The organism is Aeromonas sp. FDAARGOS 1414 (assembly GCF_019047065.1).
In the GTDB taxonomy this organism is placed as follows: domain Bacteria; phylum Pseudomonadota; class Gammaproteobacteria; order Enterobacterales; family Aeromonadaceae; genus Aeromonas; species Aeromonas veronii_A.
On record NZ_CP077210.1, the window covers coordinates 1,157,080 to 1,177,139 of the forward strand.

Annotated in this window: 17 protein-coding genes; 4 read left to right on the top strand and 13 right to left on the bottom strand. The window is 61.3% G+C overall.

Features of this window, described 5'->3' with window-relative positions; translation table 11 throughout:
* Window positions 1–7: 7 nt before the first annotated feature.
* Window positions 8–715: a phosphonate utilization transcriptional regulator PhnR gene (gene phnR / locus I6L44_RS05175; RefSeq protein ID WP_005352498.1), complete on the bottom strand. Its 708-nt coding sequence runs from the start codon at window positions 713–715 to the stop codon at window positions 8–10.
* A gap of 253 nt (window positions 716–968) precedes the next feature.
* Here phnR and phnW point away from each other — a divergent pair, with 253 nt between their 5' ends.
* Genes phnW through phnX form a run of 3 tightly spaced genes read left to right on the top strand, consistent with a single transcriptional unit; the run spans window position 969 to window position 4,379 of the window.
* On the top strand, window positions 969–2,111 hold the full coding sequence (gene phnW / locus I6L44_RS05180) for a 2-aminoethylphosphonate--pyruvate transaminase (protein WP_216953476.1): 1,143 nt from the start codon (window positions 969–971) through the stop codon (window positions 2,109–2,111).
* On the top strand, window positions 2,108–3,547 hold the full coding sequence (locus I6L44_RS05185; protein WP_216953477.1) for an aspartate aminotransferase family protein: 1,440 nt from the start codon (window positions 2,108–2,110) through the stop codon (window positions 3,545–3,547). Before phnW ends, I6L44_RS05185 begins: the two co-directional genes overlap by 4 nt.
* A complete protein-coding gene (gene phnX / locus I6L44_RS05190) occupies window positions 3,540–4,379 on the top strand; it encodes a phosphonoacetaldehyde hydrolase (protein WP_216953478.1) in 840 nt (279 codons plus the stop codon). Before I6L44_RS05185 ends, phnX begins: the two co-directional genes overlap by 8 nt.
* Window positions 4,380–4,523: 144 nt before the next feature.
* Here phnX and nrfF read toward each other — a convergent pair whose 3' ends face one another.
* From nrfF to I6L44_RS05250, 12 genes are all read right to left on the bottom strand, one after another.
* Window positions 4,524–5,687 carry a heme lyase NrfEFG subunit NrfF gene (gene nrfF, locus I6L44_RS05195; RefSeq protein ID WP_254204285.1) on the bottom strand — a complete coding sequence of 388 codons (1,164 nt, stop codon included), beginning with the start codon at window positions 5,685–5,687 and terminating at the stop codon, window positions 4,524–4,526.
* Between the two features lie 38 nt (window positions 5,688–5,725).
* Entirely contained in the window at window positions 5,726–6,328 is a 603-nt protein-coding gene (locus I6L44_RS05200; RefSeq protein ID WP_103251170.1) for a DsbE family thiol:disulfide interchange protein, read from the bottom strand.
* Entirely contained in the window at window positions 6,325–8,292 is a 1,968-nt protein-coding gene (nrfE, locus tag I6L44_RS05205) for a heme lyase NrfEFG subunit NrfE (protein ID WP_103251171.1), read from the bottom strand. The genes I6L44_RS05200 and nrfE overlap by 4 nt, the downstream gene beginning before the upstream one ends.
* Window positions 8,293–8,338: 46 nt before the next feature.
* Window positions 8,339–8,782: a hypothetical protein gene (locus tag I6L44_RS05210; protein WP_216953480.1), complete on the bottom strand. Its 444-nt coding sequence runs from the start codon at window positions 8,780–8,782 to the stop codon at window positions 8,339–8,341.
* A 119-nt stretch (window positions 8,783–8,901) separates the two neighbouring features.
* Window positions 8,902–9,855 carry a cytochrome c nitrite reductase subunit NrfD gene (gene nrfD / locus I6L44_RS05215; protein ID WP_103251172.1) on the bottom strand — a complete coding sequence of 318 codons (954 nt, stop codon included), beginning with the start codon at window positions 9,853–9,855 and terminating at the stop codon, window positions 8,902–8,904.
* An 87-nt stretch (window positions 9,856–9,942) separates the two neighbouring features.
* Window positions 9,943–10,623, bottom strand: coding sequence for a cytochrome c nitrite reductase Fe-S protein (gene nrfC, locus I6L44_RS05220; RefSeq protein ID WP_103251173.1), 681 nt, complete (start codon window positions 10,621–10,623; stop codon window positions 9,943–9,945).
* The gene (gene nrfB / locus I6L44_RS05225; protein ID WP_047439514.1) at window positions 10,620–11,219 is read right to left on the bottom strand and encodes a cytochrome c nitrite reductase pentaheme subunit; all 600 of its coding nucleotides are present in this window, start codon (window positions 11,217–11,219) and stop codon (window positions 10,620–10,622) included. The genes nrfC and nrfB overlap by 4 nt, the downstream gene beginning before the upstream one ends.
* A 53-nt stretch (window positions 11,220–11,272) precedes the next feature.
* Window positions 11,273–12,718 carry an ammonia-forming nitrite reductase cytochrome c552 subunit gene (nrfA, locus tag I6L44_RS05230; RefSeq protein WP_216953481.1) on the bottom strand — a complete coding sequence of 482 codons (1,446 nt, stop codon included), beginning with the start codon at window positions 12,716–12,718 and terminating at the stop codon, window positions 11,273–11,275.
* Window positions 12,719–13,343: 625 nt separating this feature from the next.
* The gene (glpC, locus tag I6L44_RS05235) at window positions 13,344–14,546 is read right to left on the bottom strand and encodes an anaerobic glycerol-3-phosphate dehydrogenase subunit GlpC (protein WP_216953482.1); all 1,203 of its coding nucleotides are present in this window, start codon (window positions 14,544–14,546) and stop codon (window positions 13,344–13,346) included.
* 51 nt (window positions 14,547–14,597) lie between these two features.
* Window positions 14,598–15,863, bottom strand: a complete 1,266-nt coding sequence (gene glpB, locus I6L44_RS05240) for a glycerol-3-phosphate dehydrogenase subunit GlpB (RefSeq protein ID WP_159143803.1) — start codon at window positions 15,861–15,863, stop codon at window positions 14,598–14,600.
* Entirely contained in the window at window positions 15,853–17,526 is a 1,674-nt protein-coding gene (gene glpA, locus I6L44_RS05245; protein ID WP_216953483.1) for an anaerobic glycerol-3-phosphate dehydrogenase subunit A, read from the bottom strand. Before glpA ends, glpB begins: the two co-directional genes overlap by 11 nt.
* Before the next feature lie 242 nt (window positions 17,527–17,768).
* Window positions 17,769–18,224 carry a YchJ family protein gene (locus tag I6L44_RS05250; protein ID WP_216953484.1) on the bottom strand — a complete coding sequence of 152 codons (456 nt, stop codon included), beginning with the start codon at window positions 18,222–18,224 and terminating at the stop codon, window positions 17,769–17,771.
* Between the two features lie 123 nt (window positions 18,225–18,347).
* On the opposite strand from I6L44_RS05250, the gene I6L44_RS05255 reads away from it, so the two are divergent.
* Window positions 18,348–20,015, top strand: coding sequence for a methyl-accepting chemotaxis protein (locus tag I6L44_RS05255; RefSeq protein ID WP_103251177.1), 1,668 nt, complete (start codon window positions 18,348–18,350; stop codon window positions 20,013–20,015).
* Window positions 20,016–20,060 lie beyond the last annotated feature (45 nt).

The following is a 20,060-nucleotide window of genomic DNA, read 5'->3' on the forward strand; positions in this document are numbered from 1 at the left end:
TCCGTGACTAATCCTGGGTATCCACCTCGATCTCCAGACTGTCGTGACGCCAGTACTCCAGATCGAAGTCGAGCACCCGTCCGTGCTGATCGAAGTTGAGCCGCTCGAGGCGCAGGGCGGGTAGGCCAGCGGTGGCCCCCAGCGCCTTGGCCACTTCGTCCGGCAGGGCGGTGGGGAAAAAGCGCACCTGCATGCGGGCGTAGTGGAGATCGTAATGGGCTTGGTAGATCTCGGTCAGGCTGCCGTTGAGATCCAGCGCCAGCAGGCCGGGCACCCGCTCGGGCAGGCAGTGGTTCTCGCAGTAGCAGATGGCGCGCCCGTTGGCGTAGCGCAGTCGCTTGAGCAAAAAGAGGCTGTCAAACGGCTTGAGCTGCAGTTGCGCCATCAACGCGGGCGGCACCGCCTGGCGGCTTTTCTCCAGCAGCTCGGTGTGCGGTTCTCCTCCTTGCTCCCGCACTATCTGGTGAAAGTTGGAGGTGCGTCTGGGGTTCAAGCGAAAGCGCGGCGGGGTGACGAACCAGCCGCGGCGATCCTCCCGATAGATAAGGCCGTTCGCCTCCAGCTGCACCAGCGCCTCGCGGATGGTGACTCTTGTTGTGCCATAGAGTTCCCCCAGCAGCCGCTCGGAGGGGAGCTTGTCGTTGGGGGCCAGACCCCCTGCCAAGATCTGGTTGGCGAGGGCATCCTTGATCTGCAGATATTGCGGTTTGCTCATGAAAATCCCTGGTTATGCAATGAGTTGGGCAATGGGCTGGGCACAGGACAGGTCATCTGCCCGGTCGTTTCACGGCAACATCAACATGCGTTGGTAGATACCAGAATCGCCCCTGTTGTTCAGGCTTCCTAGATTATCGCGATCCCTGCGCTGAAAATGAATTTTTTGTTGCACGTAGCGCCACCCCTTTGACCTTGGCGGGGGAGTTACCCACAATGCGCTCATTCTGGTATATACCAATAGGAGCGAAATCATGATCCATATTCCTGCGGCCCCCGCCGCCGTCGATTACCTGCTGCTGACCCCGGGCCCCCTCTCGACCACCGCCACGGTGCGCGCCGCCATGCTGCAAGACAGCTGTACCTGGGATGCGGACTACAACCAAGGCGTGGTGGAGCCCATCCGCCGCGAGCTGGTGCGCCTCGCCACCGGCCCTGAATATGAAAGTGACTACAGCGCCGTCTTGCTGCAGGGCAGTGGCAGCTATGTGGTGGAGAGCGTACTGGGCTCGGCGATAGGCGTCGATGAGTGTCTGCTGATCATCAACAACGGCGCCTACGGTGCCCGCATGGGGGAGATGGCCCGTTGTCTTGGCCTGCGTCACCATGAGCTCGATTGCGGTGAGACCACCCGCCCCGAACCCGCCGCCATCGAGGCGATGCTGGCGCGCCACCCCGAGATCACCCATTTGGCCATGGTACATTGCGAGACCACCACCGGCATGCTCAATCCGCTCGATGAGGTGGCTGCGCTCTGCCAGCGCCGCGGCATCCGCCTGATCGTCGATGCCATGAGCAGCTTTGGCGGTATACCCATCGACATGGGACACCTTGGCATCGAGTTTCTCATCAGCTCGGCCAACAAGTGCATTCAGGGGGTGCCGGGCTTTGGCTTCGTCATCGCTCGCCGCGCCGCGCTGGTGGCCTGCGCCGGTCGCGCCCGCTCGGTCTCCCTCGACCTGCACGCCCAGTGGCAGACCATGGAGCAGCAGGGGGGCAAGTGGCGCTTTACCTCGCCCACCCATACTGTGCTTGCCTTTTCCCAGGCCCTGCGTGAGCTGGACGAGGAGGGGGGCATTGAAGCCCGTCATCAGCGCTACAGTGAAAATCAGCGTACGCTGGTGGCGGGGATGGCTGCGCTTGGCTTTGCGCCGCTGCTGCCAGAACAGTGGCAATCCCCCATCATCACCGCCTTCTACTCTCCGGCCCACCCTGACTACCGCTTCGCCGATTTCTACCAGCGGCTCAAGGCGCAGGGCTTTGTTATCTATCCGGGCAAGGTCTCCCAAGCCGATTGCTTCCGTATCGGCAATATCGGCGACGTGACCCCTGAGCGGGTGCGCGATCTGCTCGCCGCCATGGCCAGCGCCTGCTACTGGCAAGGGGACGCGCGATGACCAGCATGCTGGCTCAGGGTCGTGATCTGCGTGGTCGCGATTTGTATGACCATAAGCTGCACGGCAGTGGCCGCGCCGACAGCGAAGGGGATATCAACCTCGGCGAGGGGCGGGCGCGCTGGTGGGCGGGCCAGAGCGAAGATGTACAGGCCGGATTGGTGGAGGATAGCCGCTACTTTCTCCATCAGGCACTCTCCACCCCCTGTCTGGATTTGATCGAGGGGGCGCAGGGGAGCTGGTTGACCAGCGTATCGGGCAAGCGTTACCTCGATTTTCACGGCAACAGCGTTCATCAGCTGGGTCACGGTCACCCCAGGGTGGTGGCCGCGGTGCAGCAGCAACTCGCCGATCTGCCGTTCGCGCCCCGCCGCTACACCCATCAGGTTGCCATCGACTGCGCCCGCACCCTGGCCGAGCTGGCCCCGGGCGATCTCAACCGGGTGCTGTTCGCCCCCGGCGGCAGCGAGGTGGTGGGGATTGCCCTGAAGCTCGCCCGTTTCATCACCGGCAACAGCAAGGTGGTGTCCCTGTGGGATGCCTTTCACGGCGCCTCCCTCGATGCCATCTCGGTCGGCGGCGAGGCCTGTTTTCGCGCTGGTATGGGCCCCTTGATGGCCGGCGTGGAGCGCATCCCGCCGCCCACCCGTTATCGCGGTGTCTGGTATCGCGGGGAGGGGGATGACCTGCACTACGCCGATTATCTGGAGTACGTCATCGAGAAGGAGGGAGGCATCGGCGCCTTTATCGCCGAACCTATCCGCAACACCGATGTGCAGGTGCCCTCGAAGGCCTACTGGCAGCGGGTGCGGGAGATCTGCGATCGCCACAAGGTGCTGTTGATCGTCGACGAGATCCCCAATGCCCTGGGGCGCACTGGCCACTGGTTCAGCTTTGAAGAGTTCGGCATCGAACCCGACATCATCTGTCTGGGCAAGGGGTTGGGGGGCGGGGTGGTGCCGTTTGCGGCGCTCATCACCCGCGACCGTTTCAATCAGGCGGCAGCTATTTCGCTCGGTCACTACACCCACGAGAAGAGCCCCATCGGCTGCGCGGCGGCGCTCGCGACCATCGCTACCATCCGTGAAGAGGGATTGCTGGCAAAAGCGCAGGAGGATGGCCGCTTTATGGCGGCCGAGCTCGGCAAGTTGGCCGAGCGTCACCCGCTGATAGGACAAGTACGCGGTATCGGTATGCTCTGGGCGCTCGATCTGGTGGTCGATCACCAGAGTCGTGCCCGCAATAGCCAGGCCGCCGAGCGGCTGCTCTACCGCTGTCTGGAACTGGGGCTCAGCTTCAAGGTCTCTCAGGGCAATGTCATCCAGCTCTCGCCGCCGCTCAATATCGCCCGCGCCGATCTGGTGCGCGCCATCACCATTCTCGATCGCGCCCTTGGCGAGATCGCACTTTCACCGAAACAGGAACACCACCATGACTGACTTGCAGATTGCTGTAGACCCGACCACCGACGTGGAGGCGCTGATCCTCGATTGGGCTGGTACCGTCGTCGATTTTGGCTCCTTCGCCCCCACCTCCATCTTCGTCGAGGCCTTCGCCCGCGCCTATGACTTTCCCGTGACCCTGGATGAGGCGCGCCAGCCCATGGGCCTTGGCAAGTGGGATCATATCGCCGCGCTGGGCCGTCTGCCCTCGTTGGATGCGCGTTGGCAGGCCCGCTTCGGCCATCCTATGAGCCACGCCGAGGTGGACCACATTTATCACACCTTTATGCCGCTGCAGATTGCCGCCGTGACCCGCTTTGCCGCCCCCATCCCCGGCGTGTTGCCGGTGCTGGATGCTCTGCGGGAACAGGGACTGCGCATCGGCTCCTGCTCCGGTTATCCCCGTCCGGTGATGGAGGCGCTGGTGCCTGCGGCGGCCGCTCACGGCTATCGCCCGGATCACTGGGTCGCCACTGACGATCTCAAGGCAGGTGGTCGCCCCGGCCCCTGGATGGCGCTGGCCAACGTGATTGAGCTCGGAGTGAGCGCCGTGCATCGCTGCATCAAGGTGGATGACGCCGTGCCGGGTATCAGCGAAGGGCTTAACGCGGGCATGTGGACGGTGGGATTGTCGGTTTCCGGCAACGAATTTGGCGCCACCTGGGACGAGTTTGTCGCCATGAGCGAGCCGGAGATCGCCGCCCGGCGCGCACCGGCCGAGGCCAAACTGCGGGCGGCGGGTGCTCATTACGTCATCGACACTCTGGCGGATATCGCCCCGGTCGTTGCCGATATCAACCGCCGTCTGGCCGCTGGCGAACGACCTTAAGCGGGTGTCGAGATAAACCTGCCAAGGTGGCCCAATAACAAAACACCCCCGCATGGGGGTGTTTTGCATTGATTGGCATTGCGCAGTGCTTGGCAGGAAGAAGAAGGCGCTAACGTCCTGAAAAGATGCAACGGATCTGCCGGGCTAGCCACCCATCATTCGCGCGGTCTGAATTGCCTCGATCAGTGCGGCCCGGTTGATGCGGGGTCGCTCTTCATCGAGCAGTTGCTGCCATAGCGCAATGGCCTGACGGTAGCGACCATGCAGAAAGTGATCGGAGGCGAGCAGCATCAGGGCGCTCACTTCCCCCCCATCCTGCGTGAGGGCGCTCTCCAGTAGGCGGGTTGCCTCGGGAGTCAGCTGCTGGCCCGCCTGATAGTAGAGCACGGTAGCCTGCGCGGCTTGAGTCGCAGCGCTGGCGCCCCCTTCTTGCAGGGCGAGACGCTGGTAGGCGAGCAGGGCGTTGTCGTACTCGTCCCGATAGAGATAGAGCTGACCGAGCGCCGCCCAGCTGTCGAGATCGGCAGGATTGCGCTGAAGCTTCTGATGCAGACTTCCCAGCTCCTTGTCCTGCAGATCCCGCGGGCTCAATCCCGCCAGCGGATCGGGGCGCGACTGATAAGCCTGCCACGCCTGATAGCGGCCGGTGCTCAGATACACAGCGGCAACAGCCGCGATGGCCAGGAGGCCAAGCAGCAACAGGGCCCGCCCGTGCCGATGATTGCGGCCGCGATTGTCATGCTGGCTGGCCAGTTGCGCGCGCAGGGCCAGCTCAGCCGCCGGGATGGCGTTGGCCAGGCGGGCGGCGCTCAGCTCCCTGTAGAGTGGTTGGTCGGGGGAGAGGCCTGCCTGCTCCCCGTGCATGATCAGCAAATTCAATTCACTGCGCGGATCGGCGGCGGGTTGAGGGGGGGCCTCAACGATGGCCTTAACGGCAGGGATGGGTTGCGCCTTTGTACGTGTCAGGCGGCGAAACAGGGTCAACAGCGCCAGCCCCAACAGTAGCAGGGGTCCGCCCCATAGCAGCGCTGTGCTGGCCTTGAAGGGGGGATCGTAGCGCACGAAATCGCCGAAGCGCTCTGTCATGCGGGCAATCACCTGCTCATCAGACTGCCCCTCGTCCACCCAGCGGTAGACCTCGAGCCGCAGATCCCGGGCGATAGGGGAGTTGGACTCCACCAGGTTCTGGTTCTGGCACTGAGGGCAGCGCAGGGCGCGGGCCAGATCCTGAGCGCGGGTCTGCCGCTCGGGGTGGCGAAACTCATAGGTGTCGACCCCGCTGGAATATGCAGTTGCACTCAGCAGCATGCCGAGGGCCAGCAGGGTGCAGGCAAGAGAGCGGCACATCATGGCTGTGTCTCCCGAGCTGATGTTGCAATAGATGGCGCAATTGCGTGTGCCGTTGCAGCGGCCTTCATTTGCGCGTCAGTTCGCGCCTGGTCGAGCAGGGGGGCAAACTGACGTTGCCAGATCCCTTTGGTAAGCTCGCCGGTATGGCGGGCGAGCAGGGCACCATCGGCATCAAACAGATAGGTCTCTGGCGTGCCGTAGACGCCGAGCTCAAGAGCCAGTTTGCCGTCAGGGTCGGCCAGTACGGCGCGATAGGGGTTGCCCGCCTGGATAAGCCAGGCGCGGGCCGCATCCCCTTTGTCGCGATAGTTGAGACCGTAGAGGGGCACGGTACCCGCGAGCTCGCTGAGCAGCGGATGTTCGGCGCGGCAGTTGGTGCACCAGCTGGCCCAGACGTTAAGGACAAAGGGCTCGCCCTTGAGGCTGGCGGTCTGGATCTGACTCCCACCCAGCAGATTGTCGCTTTGCCACGCAGGTAGGGTACGCCCGAGCGTCGCCTCATCCTGGCTGTAGGGATTGTTGCTAAGGCCGAGCCAAAGCAGGGCGCCGAGGCTCAGGGTCAGCAGCAAGGGAAGAAAGAGGCGCAGGCGGGATCTCATAACGCCTCCTGTTCGAGCCGGGGATGGGAGGCGCTAACCGCAACGGAACGGGAGGCAAGCAAGAGGCGACGGGCGAGCAGGCGCAGGGTGCCGCCCGCCATCATCAACAGGCCGCCGAACCAGATCCAGCGTACCAGCGGCTTGTAGTGCAGCCGCATGGCATAGGCATCTGGCCCCATCTTCTCACCCAGCACCACGTAGAGATCGCCGAACATTCCCCACGCGATGCCGGGTTCGTTCATGTTCATGGTGCGCACGCTGTAGAGGCGCCGCTCAGGCGTCAGCCGCGCCACCTCTTTACCGTTCTTGTGCACGCTAAGCGTGAGCCGCTCGGCGGTATAGTTGGGGCCGATCACCGGCTCGCGCCTCTCATAGCGAAACTCGAACGCGCCGAGCTGGTAGGGTTGGTTGGCACCAAGCACTGTGCCCCCTTCCTGACTGTGGTGACTCACCTGCGCGATGCCGAGGGCGCACACCGCCACCCCGAGGTGGGCCAGCAGGCTGCCGAACCGATTGAGGGTGAGCTCACGCCGCGACGTCAGTTGCAAGAGCGGGAGCAACAGGCTGGCCATCAGCCAGAGGCTCACCATATTGGCGAGGATACCGCTCCAGCTAGCGGAAAACGATCCCTGTTCCAGATAGGCAAGGCTAAGCAGCCCGCCACCAAGCAGGCCAAACAGTGGCGGCAACAAAGTGTTGAGTCGGGAACCTGCGACAAGCAGCTGCCAGCGCAGGCGCGGCAGTTGGGTCATCAGCACCATCAGGCAAAGGGCCAGCGGCACGAAGATGGTATTGAAATAGGGGGCGCCCACCGACAGCGAGCCCAGATGGAGCGACTGGAACACCATGGGGTAGAAGGTGCCGAGTAGCACGCTGGCGCAGGCCACGCAGAGCAGCAGGATGGCGGCGCCGAGCAGCCCCTCCTTTGACAGCAAACCAAAGCGGGCATAGGGGGCGTGAATGTCTGCGCGCAGGGCAAACAGGGTGAGTGCGCAGGTCAATAGCAAACCGAGCAGCAACAAGAGGGTGAGGCCGCGGCTGGGGTCCACCGCAAAGGCGTGCACCGAGGTGAGTACCCCGGAGCGCACCACGAAGGTGCCGAGCAGGCTAAGGGCAAAGGTAAAGATGGAGAGCAGCAGCACGGCATGGCCGTAAGCACCGCGCTTCTCGCAGACAATCAGGGCGTGCAGCAGGGCGGTGCCGAGCAGCCAGGGCAAGAGGGAGGCATTTTCTACCGGATCCCAGAACCACCAGCCACCCCAGCCGAGCTCGTAATAAGCCCACCAGGAACCCAGCACGATGCCGGCGGTGAGAAAGACCCAGGAGCCGAGCGCCCAGGGGCGGCTCCAGTGAGCCACGGCGCCATCGAGCCGCCCCGAGAGCAGCGCCGCCATGGCGAAGGCGAAGTTGACCGCAAAGCCGACGTAACCGAGATAGAGCAGGGGCGGGTGGATGATGAGGCCGATATCCTGCAGCATGGGGTTGAGATCGCGCCCCTCCAGCGGCCCCGGGAACTGGCGGTCAAACGGGCTGGAGAAGATCAGGGTATAGAGGCCGAACAGCCCGACGATCAGCCCCATGATGGCCAATACCCGGGTTGTAATAAGCGGATCGACCCGCTTGGAGCAAAGGGCCACCAGAGCGCCCCACAGCCCCAACGCAAAGACGAAAAAGAGCATGGAGCCCTCGTGGCCCCCCCATACCGCCGCCAGCTTGAAGCCCAGGGGCAGGGCACTGTTGGCGTGCTGGGCCACATAGCTGACGGTGAAATCATCTTGGGCAAAGCAGCTGGCGAGCAGCAGCAGGGAGGCCAATAGCAGGACGGCATTGATCAGCGCCAGCGGTGCTGCGCTGCGCAGCAGAGTCGGGGAGGCGAGCCGTAATCCCAGCCAGGGCAGGGTGCCCTGCAGCAAGGAGAGTGCCGCCGCCAGCAACAGTGAGAGATAGCCGAGCTCCGCCAGCACATAACCTCCAAATGCAATTAGACATTAATTGAATTAATGACAAATTTCAGTCTTTCAACTCAGGTTCGGAAGGCGCTTCTGAGTAGACGTGGATCGTTTCCACAATGGTGCTTTGAGGAAACGCGCCTTTGAAATAGAGCCAATGTTCGTCATCCGAAGGGACTGAGGGGGTATCAAGACAATCATTGACTCGATAGATGGTTACGCCAGCTTTCTTTAATTCTGGGATGGACATTCGGATGACATGGCCGTTGGCAAACCTTCCATTTCCCAAGGCATAGCGTTTGGCTACTTCAAAATGCGGGGTAGTCGATATCCCTCCCGTTGGTTCACCATTCCCACCGTATTCGTGTGAGTGAATGGTATTAGTGATAGAGAGTCCGCATGTGAAATCGGAGTCTCCGCATTGAACTCTGTCATCACCAAACTCAGCGCCTTGCTCCGGATCATCCGATAGCGATTTGGGAACCATTGCATCGGTCACTGTCATATGGCAGTTGAACCCTCGATAAAGAAATTCCAACGTTGTTATCCCCATTTAGATTTCACTCGCGAATCAACGAGCCAGCGCCAGTCACCCGAAGGTGGCTGGCGCTGGTGATCATACCTTTAAACTACTGTCATCTGGCCGGCGTAGAGCACGAAGTAGCGCAGCAGCAGGATCCCCACCAGGGTCAGGCTGCAGACCAGTACCAGATGGCCGTTTCGCTCCCGCAGGGGCGTGGGGGTCAGCAGAGCCAGTAACTGGGGCAGCAGCATGCCGATGCCCACCACCCCGACCCAGAACACCTGAGCCCAGAAGCCGCTGCCGATGGCCGCCCACATGGCCACCTCTTTCTGACCGCCACCGAAGTAGAGGCCGGTAAAGAAGCAGACCAGCAGCAACACCTCCACCGCTAGCATCGGCCGCTCGAAGCGATGCACAAAGCTCACCCCCTGGCTGTGATGGTTCTCCTTGAACAGGGTGACCGCCAGCAAGATGGTGGAGGCGATGCCGGAGCTGATGCCCGAGACCAGAAACAGCACAGGCAGTACCGGGTTGTTCAACAGCGGATAGGTCTTGAGCGCCGAGAGCAGAAAGCCGGTGTAGGCCCCCAGCATCACGGCGAGCAGCAGCAACAGCGGGGCCAGCAGCCGCTCGATGCGGGCAAGCCAGCCAATCAGCCCATCCACAAAGGCGAACTTCTCTTTCAGCAACCGGCAGCGCATTGTCTCGATCTCGGTGCGAAACACCACCGCCAGCCAGGCGAACAGCACCGCCATATAGAGCTGAAACAGCATGACCCCCATCGACATCACGGAGTCGAACTGGTAGTGGAACATCAGCTTCCAGAAGGTCCAGGGGCGGGCCAGATGGAAGATAAGGATCAGCAGCCCCAATATCACGCTCGCTGGCGCCAGAATGGCGGTCGCTTTGATGATGCCGCTCTCGCTGCCTGCCCCCTTGCGGCGCAACAGCACCGAGAGGGTGGTGGCTCCGGCGGAGATGCCGAGCAGGAACAGGTAGATGGCGATCGGCCAGTCCCAGACAAGTGAAGGGAAGTGAAATGCGTCATGCAACATGATCCATTCCTCCCTCTGTTACTGCGGTAGATGGCGATCGGACAAATCCCCAGACAAGGGAGAGGAATTGAAATGCCGCTTGCATGGTCATGAGGTTATCTCCCCTTTGGGCACGCGGTACATCTTGGGCGAGGTGCCGAGCGCCTGCTTGTAGCGATAGGTGGTCTCCTTCACCAGCCGTTGGGCGATGGGGCTGTCCGGATCATCCAGATTGCCGAACACCAGCGCCTTGGTGGGGCAGGATTCCACGCAGGCCGGCTCCTTGCCCGCCGCCAGGTTGGTCTTGCGGCAAAAGTCGCATTTGTCCGCCACTCGGGTGACCGGGTTGATAAAGCGCACCTGATAGGGGCAGGCGGCGAGGCAATACATGCAGCCGACGCAGAGATCCGCGTCGACATCGACGATGCCATCCTCCTTGCGAATATGGGAGGCGCCGGTGGGGCAGACGTGGACGCAGGGGGCGTTGTCGCAGTGCTGGCAGGACTTGCGAAAGAAGCGGTACTCGGCGTCGGGAAATTCCCCGATGGGGCTTGAGCGGATGATCTCGAGGCGCGAGACCCCTTCTGGCACTTTGTTCACTTCCCGGCAGGCATCCATGCAAGCGGTACAGCCGATGCAGGCCGTCTCATCGTGGATCATGCCATAGCGGACCCCGTCTATGGTCTGGCTGTGGGCAAGGGGGGTGGCAAGGGTGCGAGTCGGCCCCGTCATCATGATAAGGGCCCCTGCGCCCATGCCCGCCATAAAGTCACGGCGAGAGCAGCTCATGATGCCTCCTTGCCGGTAGCCGGTTTGGACTGCTCCTGCCGGGCCTTGCTGGCCTCATGTTGCTTGCTGTGACAGTCGACGCAGAGCTTGATGCGGGATTTTTCCGGGATCGCCACCATGGGCTCCTTGGCCGGATGCAACTGGTGACAGCTGGTGCAGGTGAGCTTGGTGGCGTGCACGTCGTGGGCCCAGAGCGCCTCGCGCAGCTCTTTAGGCTCGTGGCAGCTCATGCAGACTCCATTCTGCTCGCTGATGGGATAAAGCTTGATGCTCTCTTTATCCTTCAGGCTGTGGCTGAAGCGCATCACATCCTTGACCCCTTCCCGGTGCTGGGGGGAGGGCTGGCCGTGGCAGTTGGTGCAGGTCACCGGTTTAAGGTTGTTGGGATTGGTCGCCTGACCATGCTTGCCGTGCATCCCTTCGCTCTGCTCCTTGTGACAGTCGGTGCAGGCCTTGTCGGGATTGCGTAAAAATTCCACCTCATGTGTAGCTGGAACAGGGGCTGCTGCCGGCTCGGCCGCCTGACCCTGCAGGCTGGTGAGCAGCATGGCTGCCATCAGCATCAGTCGTAAAAAATCCATCGTTAAATCACCCATAGGAAGCCTCCATCCGCTGAGGGCCCGACTTGGCGCCGGACCCGCAGGCGCCGTTACTGTGCCAGCCGTCCGGCTGCTTTGGCCTCGGCATCCCAGGCGGGGACCGTGGTCTTGAGGAATTGGGCCTTGTCGCTGTTGAACTGCTTCATATCCATGCCAAGGGCGGCTTGCGCTTTCTCCTTGGTGGAGATGTCGGGGATGGCGATCTCGTGGCTGATCCCCTTGCTGGCCAACAGGCGCGCCAGCTTGGTGCGGGCGTCAGCGGCTTTATCCAGCGCGCTGCCAAGTACCTTGAGGGCCACTTCGGGGGCGTGCATCTGCACCCCGTGGGATGCGATGGCGTAGTCCCAGCGCCACTGGGCGTGACGGATGTCCTGCAGAATATCCTTCATCTCAGCCTCGGTGGCGCCGGCATCCCAGGCCGCCTTGGCTTCAAAGTGGGCGTGTACCAGCTGCTTCTCGACCTTCAGCTTGGTTTCGATTACCGCCTCTTTGCGCTGCTTGACGATCCCCTGCAGCATCTCCTTGCTCTGGGTATGACAGTTGCGGCAGGTCTGCTCGAAACGATCGAAGGGGTTCCCCACTTTGTGATCCGTGTAGACCTTGCCCTGCTCGTTCTGCACCTTGGGCATGTGGCAATCGACACAGGCGACGTTGTTCTGGCCGTGAATGCCGGCGCGCCAGGTTTCGTACTCGGGGTGCTGGGCTTTCAGCATGGGGGTTTTGGAGAGGGCATGAGTCCAGTCGGCAAAGCCGATTTCATCGTAATAGGCCTCCATCTGCTCCACCGTGGTGCCCTTGTCCCAGGGAAATTTGACCGCCTTGGTGGGGCCGCTGAAGTAGTACTCCACGTGGCACTGGCCGCACACCTGGGACTGCTGATCAAAGCGCCCCTGCTCCTTGAACGGCTTGCCGATGGCTGTCATGGCCCGATCGGCATAGGGACGGGAGAGGTGCAGGGCCGGTTTACCCTCCTTGAACTCCTTCGAGGCGGTGTCGTGGCAGTCGGCGCAGCCGATGGTGTTGACGATCTCGGGGCCGCCCTTGGCCCACATCCCTTTGAAGTAGCCATCCTCACCCTGCTCGTCGATGACGCGGGCCACATCCGGGCCTTTGCAGCTCCAGCAGGCCATGGGCAGCGGACCATCTTCGGCGGTCTTGGGGGCGCCGGTGCGCAGGGTTTCCCGCACGTCGGTCAGGGCATAGAAGTGACCGCGTGGCTTGTTGTAATCCTTGGCGAAGGGGTAACCGCCCCACAGCACCACCATGTTGGGATCTTCCGCCAGCGCATCGGTGCGTTCCTTGCTTTCGCTGGTGGCTTGCCAGCTGGTGAACTGATCGGCGTGATCCTTGGCGAACAGCTCGCTGCGCGCCTCGATCTTGCCTTTGGGTTGCGTGTCATCGGCTGCCTGTGCCCAGCCGCTGGTGCCAAGGCTGGTAGTCAGCAGCAGGGCGGCGAGGCCCAGCTTGATCTGTCTGTTGCGTGAACTCACGATCATCACTCCCTAATCGATCTCATTGCCAGACCTGACAGTTCCATCCTGGATGTGGGCATTGGTTCGCCCCCGCCAAGCAGGAGCAGGCAGGCCGCTTCATTGTTATTAGTGAATAAAACCCATGTTTTTATGCGATTGCTCGAGTTGGATATTACCAAATGGGTAAAAAGAATGATGATTTATCAGAGGGGGGCTTGCGCTAGATCAATTACCGAGAGCACCAACAGACAGAAATGAGATCCCGGTTAAATTATTAAGAAAGTCAGAATATTGGAAGTGTAATGAGTCTCTGTGGCGGGACGGAGCGACACCTGAGGTATGCCTGTGTTATTTGGCAAGGCATGCAGGGTTATCTGTCATATCAATTATCTATTTATGGGTATAAAAATAATAAATGAATAAATATTCTTTTTTTTGAGAGGGCTGTCGGTTACAGTCTGTACGGGCCGGGCGTTCCGCCGATGGGCGAGATGGTCGGCAACATCAATGAGAGAAGCCGGCAATGCCGGCTCCTCTCAGGTCTTATCGTGATCAGATACTGTTTGGGTTGTAGCCCCAAAGGCATGGTGGTGAACCAACGAATACCCCGGCTTCGGGGTTTACACCAGCGGATATGGTCACGCTCATCTTATGCCAGAGCCTGGGCCAGCAGATGAATGGGATGCTCGCAGCGGAAGCTGGTGCTCATCTCGATCTGCCATTTGCAGGTCTCGCAATCGGTGATCACCAGATCGGGGGAGAGGCGGTTGATCTGATCAAACAGCCCCTCGCCGATGGTCTGGCTGGTCTGGTAGTTCTCCGACTTGAAGCCGTAGGTGCCGGCGATACCGCAGCACTGGGACTCCAGTACCGTCACCTTGACCCCGGGAATGGCGCGCAGCAATTCGAGGGTGTAGATGACGCCCCCCATTTTTTCCATGTGGCAGGGGGTGTGGTAGGCGATGTGCAGATTGAGCGGCTTCATCGCCGGTTTGTTGCCCTTGTAGAACTCGTTCCACAGGAAGCGGGTCACCAGTGAGATGCGATCCCTCACCTTGTGGTTGTCCTGCTCCAGCAGGTGGGGATATTCATCGCGCAGGGTAAAGCCACAGGTGGAGGAGGTGGCCAGCAGCGGCATCTCGTTGCCCAGCAGGGAGTTCTCCATCTGCTTGATGTTGAAGGCCGCCTGCTGCTTGGCCTTGTCCATGAAGCCGTTGGCAATGAGCGGCACGCCACAGCACTTCTCCCGCTCCAGCAACTGCACGCCGATGTTCATGGCGTTGAGCACCTGCACCAGCTCCTTGCCAAGCTGAGGATGGTTGTAGTTGACATAGCAGCCGTGGAAATAGGCTATTTGGCGCTCATAACGGGCCTGCGCTTCTTTTTGCTTCTTGTACCAGCCGCGGAAGGTGCCCTGGGAGTATTTGGGCAGATCGCGGTGGGATGAGACCCCCAGCGCCTTGTCCAGCACCAGCTTCATCGGCTTGAGGCCGGTGGTGAAGTTGACCACCGGGGCCATCAGGGTAGACATGCTGCCCATCAGATCGGTGTGAGAGAGCACGAACTCGCGGATCCCCGGTGTGAAACCGCTGTACTGATGCTTGGCCTTGGCGATGATGTCGCCGATGCGCACTCCGCTCGGGCAGGCTACTTCGCAGCGTTTGCAGTTGGTGCAGTGCTTGAGGGCGCTATCGAACAGCTCGGGGCTCTTGATGCGCAGCCGCTCGCCATCCGGGCCCGCCTGTTTCGGGCCGGGGTAGGCGGGGTTGGCCTTGGCCACCGTGCAGTAGGCGGTACAGACGGTGCATTTGATGCACTGATCGAAAGTTTGGTTGGCGTGATCCAGTAGCATGTCAGTTCTCCTCCCGTAGGGTGTGAAGGCACGGGATATGGGACAAATAAATCATTGGGCGGCGCCCAGAATATGGCCGGCGGCCTGCCAGCCGGTGGCAACGGCGACACCTGAACCTGACCCCTCCTTGATGGGGTCATAGTGAGCCAGCACGCTGCCAGCGCCGTAGAGGTTGGCGAGCGGCTTGCCGCCACGCAGCACACGCAGCTTGTCGTCGGTCTTGACTCCGAAACCCATAAAGGGGTGGTGGTCGAACAGGCGACGACCGGCCCAGGCGTCGCGCTCCTCCAGACTCAGCACATCGGCATCGAAGATGGGTTCGCGAATGCCGCGCAGACGGGACTCCAGACCGCGGCTAAAGAAGCTGCCGGAGGCGAGCACGAAGTTGTCCGCTTCAAACAGCTGATCATCGCCATTCTGGGTGTGTACGCCGACCACCCGATCCCCCTCGTAACGGGCGCCCAGCACCCGCTCGCTGGTGAGGAAGGTGCCGCCAAGGGCCATGAAGCGGCGCTTGAGCGCCTCCTGCATCCGCATCCCGATCAGCGACGGCGGCATGGTCGCCACCTCCTTGATGGTGCAGCCGGTACGTTGCTCCAGCTCCGCCAGACGCGGGCCAACCAGCCCCAGCGACAGGCAGGCTGGTAGCACGATATGGCGGCAGTCGGGCACGCCGCTCTCCTGCACCATTCGACTGATCTCGCTGGCCAAATCGGCCACCAGATGGTGCTTGTCACAGAGGCGCGCGATGTCGGCAGAGCGAAACTCATGGGGATTGCGGCTGAATTCGGCCAGCTGGGGCAGGCGGATCTCGCCAGTCAGAATGCGGCAGTGGGCGAAGCGCGGATGGGTCGCCAGATTGGCCGCCGCCAGTGCCGGATGAAAGTCGCGAAAGCCTTCGAGAGTGGCCAGCAGCAGTACGTCCGGGATCGGCGCATCGGTGACGCAGGCACAGGTATCGGGGGAGAGCCAGGTGCGCTTGAGGGTACCGATGGGAGTCAGGCGCTGGTGATTGGTGTCGTGGCGAACCAGCGGCAATCCCTGCTCGGCGCAGTGGCGCTGCAGATCGGCCAGACTCGCTTCGATATTTTGCATCCCCACCTTGCTGTAGGGGTGATCCGGATGGGCTGCCATAAAGGCAGGCAGCGCAGCGCGGGGATCCCCCTCGCTTTCGAGCAGATCGACCGAGCCGGAGGAGAAGTGCAGGGCACTCTGGCCGGAGGCCATCAGCAGGGTCTTCTGGCCTGCCTCCACCAGCCGCAGGGCAGCCGAGAGTCCCGCCATGCCACCGCCGATAACGATATTGTCAAACTTCATGACGGCTCTCCTTGTGAGTGGTCTCGCTGGTTGGGCCGCGTGGGGTATCGGCAACCAGCTGCGGCGCCGTCCATTCTCCCAGGCCAAACAGCCCTTCGTAAATCCAGTAGGTGAACTCGGCCTCGCGCAGGGCATCGCCCCACAGGACGGGGCGGGTGCCCTTGTAACGCTCCTCCAGGAACTGGCGCAGCATGACGCAGGCCTGACGACCGTCAGCCTTGCCATACTCCTGCATCAGACCTGCGGCGCGGTAGGCGCAGAGCTCGCCTTGGCAGGGGCCCATGCCGAGGCGGGTGCGGCGGCGCAGGTCGATGAGGTTGTCCACATCCAGCTCGCGCAGGGCGTATTCGATTTCGCCCGCGGTGACCATTTCGCACTCGCAGATGAGGGCGTTCGCTTTCGGATTGTCACGGAAGAAGGCGATGACCCGCTCGCCGTGGCGGTATTGGGCCGACCCTTCGGCAGGCACCGAGAGCCCCGGGGCGGAGACCTTCTCCGGATCCCGCGAGCCGGGTAGATTGAGCTCGGCGGTGCGGCAGGGCTTGCTGTTGCCAAGCTTTTTGGCCAGCAGATCGGTGGCCCATTCGGCCATCAGGCGGTAGGTCATCAGCTTGCCGCCGGTGATGGTGTTAAAGCCCTTGAGACCGTCGCGCTCGGCGTGATCCAGCAGCACTATGCCGCGGCTGATGTTGCGGCCGGTGTCGTCACCGTCCACCGCCACCAGCGGGCGAACGCCCGCGTAGGCGCGCAGCAGGCGGGTGCGGGCCATGATGGGGGCAAGCTTGATCCCCTCGCGCAGCAGCACCTCCACCTCTTCGGGTTCGACGGTGAGCTGGTCAATCTTGTTGTAATCGATGCGACTGGAGGTGGTGCCGATGAGGGAGATGGTATCGCCCGGCACCAGAATGTCCGCATCCGCCGGTTTGCGGGCGCGGTTGAGCACCAGCTGGTTGATGCGGTAATCCATAATGAGCAGGGATCCCTTGGCAGGGAACATGCGGATGCCGAGATCGGCGTATTCGCAAATTTGCTGGCCCCAGATGCCGGCGGCGTTGATCACCTCCTGACACTCCACCTCGAACGCTTCGCCGGTGCGGGTGTTGATCGCCTTGACCCCGTGTACCCTATCTTGTGTGCGCAAGAGTCCCAGCACCTTGCAGTGGGTGAAGATGCGCGCGCCGTGCTCTTTAGCGTCCAACACGTTGGCGGCGGCGAGGCGGAACGGGTCGACCGTGCCGTCCGGCACATGGATGGCGCCGATCATCGCCGGGTTGGCGTTGGGCTCCATGCGCAGGGCTTCACCGGGATCGAGCTGGCGGGTTTCGATACCGGCCAGGGCGCAGGCATCCATAAAGGTGGTTTGGAAATTGATGTCATCTTCCGGCAGGGTGAGGAAGAGGCCGCCCGTGTCTTCGACACAGTGGCTGGCAATCCGCTTGAGGATGCGGTTTTCCTGGATGCATTCGCGGGCGGACTCCTGATCCGTCACCGCGTAGCGGGCACCGGAATGGAGCAGGCCGTGGTTGCGGCCGGTGGTGCCGGCGGCGATATCATCGCGCTCGAGCAGGATGCAGTCGATGCCGCGCAGTGCGCAATCGCGCATGATGCCGGCCCCTGTGGCACCGCCGCCTATGATGACGACTTGTGTAGTTATTCTTTTCATTGTTGCCCGTCTCATCTCTTCCAGATGAGGCCAGTGTGGCCTACTTCTGAGTGGAAATGTTTGATATGGGCCAAATTTGCGCTCGCAAACGCTCATTTGCTCGCGCGTTAATGAGCATTATGTGACATTTGTCACGCTTGTTATCGCATCGGTTTGTGGGCTGGTGGCGAATAACAGGCACAAAAAAGGGGCATCGGATGCCCCTTGTCACTGTTTGACGAGTCTGGTGGGTGTGTTAGGGGTCAGCCGCAGCACTTTTTGTGTTTTTTGCCGCTGCCACAGGGGCAGGGATCGTTGCGCCCCGCCTTGAGGGGCGCCGGATCCTGCTCTCCCTCGGTGTAGACCCAGCGGCCCTGATAACGCACGAAGCGAGAGCGCTCATGGAGGCAGTGACGCTCATTCCCTTCCAGAAACCAGGCTTTGAACTCCACCATCCCGGTTTCATCCTCCGGGCCGCCCTGGCTGGCGATGATTTCGAGACCATCCCAGCGGGTTTCGATGCGTGAAAGCTCTTCGGCGGTGAGACCGCCAAGGTGGGCCGGGTGCCAGCTATAGACCAGATACTCCCCCAGACCAAGCACAAAAGCACTGTAGCGCGAGCGCATCAGCTGCTCCGGGGTGTCAGCCACCGCGCCACTGTGACGTAAGCCACAGCACAATTCGAGAGAAAGGGTTGAGCCGCAAGGACAAAGATTCATGATTTTCACGTTCTGGCCGATTTGTTTAAGGGAATTGTAACGAAAGCTGGGCTCGCCCTGCCAGCACCTATACTGATGGGTAAGCAAGGAATTCCAATAAAAACAGCTGCAAGGATGTGAAAGATGACGCTAAAACAGAAAATCCTGTTATTGGGTGCAGTACCCGTGCTGCTGATGGCCCTGGTGGTCAATCTCAGTAACTACATGGTCTCCAAGAGCGACCTGGAGTCTGAGCTGGTGGTGGCGAGGGAGAATGCCATCAAGGAGCGTAAAGCGCTGCTCAGCAGTTACATCATGATGGCCAAAACCGCCGTCGATGCCGTTTATGCACAGCCGGATTCTCCGGAAAATCGTCAGAAGGTCAAAGAGCTGCTCAGGCCGTTGCGTTACGGCAGCGATGGCTATTTCTTTGTCTATGACTTCGAGGGCAATACCATATTGCTGCCTACCCGTGCCGAGCTGGAGGGAAAAAATCGCTGGAACGACAAGGATGCCAAGGGCAAGTTGCTGATCCAGGACATTATCAAGGTGGCCCGTCAGGGGGATGGCTTTGCCGAGTACTGGACGGCCAAACCTTCCATTGGTCGTGATGCTCCCAAGCTCGCCTACAACATTGCGCTCGACAAATACCAGTGGGTTATCGGTACCGGTTTCTATATCGATGACATCGACAACGAGCTGGCGGCCCTGCGCGCCGAGCGCGAAAGCAATATGCACGAGTCGCTGCAGAGCAGTGTGCTGGTGATCTTGCTGATCCTGGGTGTCACCCTGGCGGCGACCGTGATCGTGGGGAATCGGGTTACCAAGCCGCTGGCTGATGCCGTGCTGGCATTGAACGATATTGCCAATGGTGACGGGGATCTCACCCAGCGCCTCAAGGTGCAGAGCGACGATGAGATTGGCCAGCTGGCCAGCGCCTTCAACCGCTTTGTCGAGCGGATCCAGTCGGTGGTGAGTCAGGTTGGCGAGACCAGTAACCATCTCTTCACCGCTGTTGACAAGCTGCACCATCTGAGCGAGCACTATGACCAGCAGATGCATGGCCATAGCCGGGAAACCGATCAGGTGGTGACTGCGGTGACCGAGATGAGCTCCACTGCCCAGGAGGTGGCGGCCAGTGCTTCCAACGCGGCGACGGCAACCAGTGATGCCGCCCGTGAGTCCGACGCAGCTCGTGGTGTGGTCAGTACGGCTATCAACAGCATCAACCGACTGGTGGGGGAGGTGCATACTGCTGCTGGCGTCATCGCACAGTTGGCCCAAGAGACCGCCAAGATTGGCTCGGTGGTGGAGGTCATTCGCGGCATTGCCGAGCAGACCAACCTGTTGGCGCTGAATGCCGCTATCGAGGCGGCCCGTGCCGGTGAGCAGGGTCGCGGCTTTGCGGTGGTGGCGGATGAAGTGCGTTCGCTGGCCGGTCGTACCCAACAGAGCACCAAAGAGATCAATGAGATGCTCCAGCGCTTGCAAGGGGGGGTGAAGCAGGCGGTGGATGTGATGCAGGCGAGCGAGGATCGCAGTCAGGAGACGGTGCAGGAGGCAAGCCATATTGCCAGCTCCCTCGACAGCATGGTGATGGCGGTCAGTACCATCAACGATATGAATATCCAGATCGCTACCGCCGCCGAAGAGCAGCATGCGGTGTCGGAGGAGATCAACAAGAACCTGGTAGCGATCCAGCAGATCGTCAGCGAGCTGACCGACGCAGCCATGGAGTCCAACAGCACCACCCGCGATCTGGCCAATACCGGTGACAAATTGCGCAAACTGGTCTCCCAGTTCCGTTATTGAGCCCGACCATCTCGGTGATATTCACTCAACAATGCGGTCTGAACC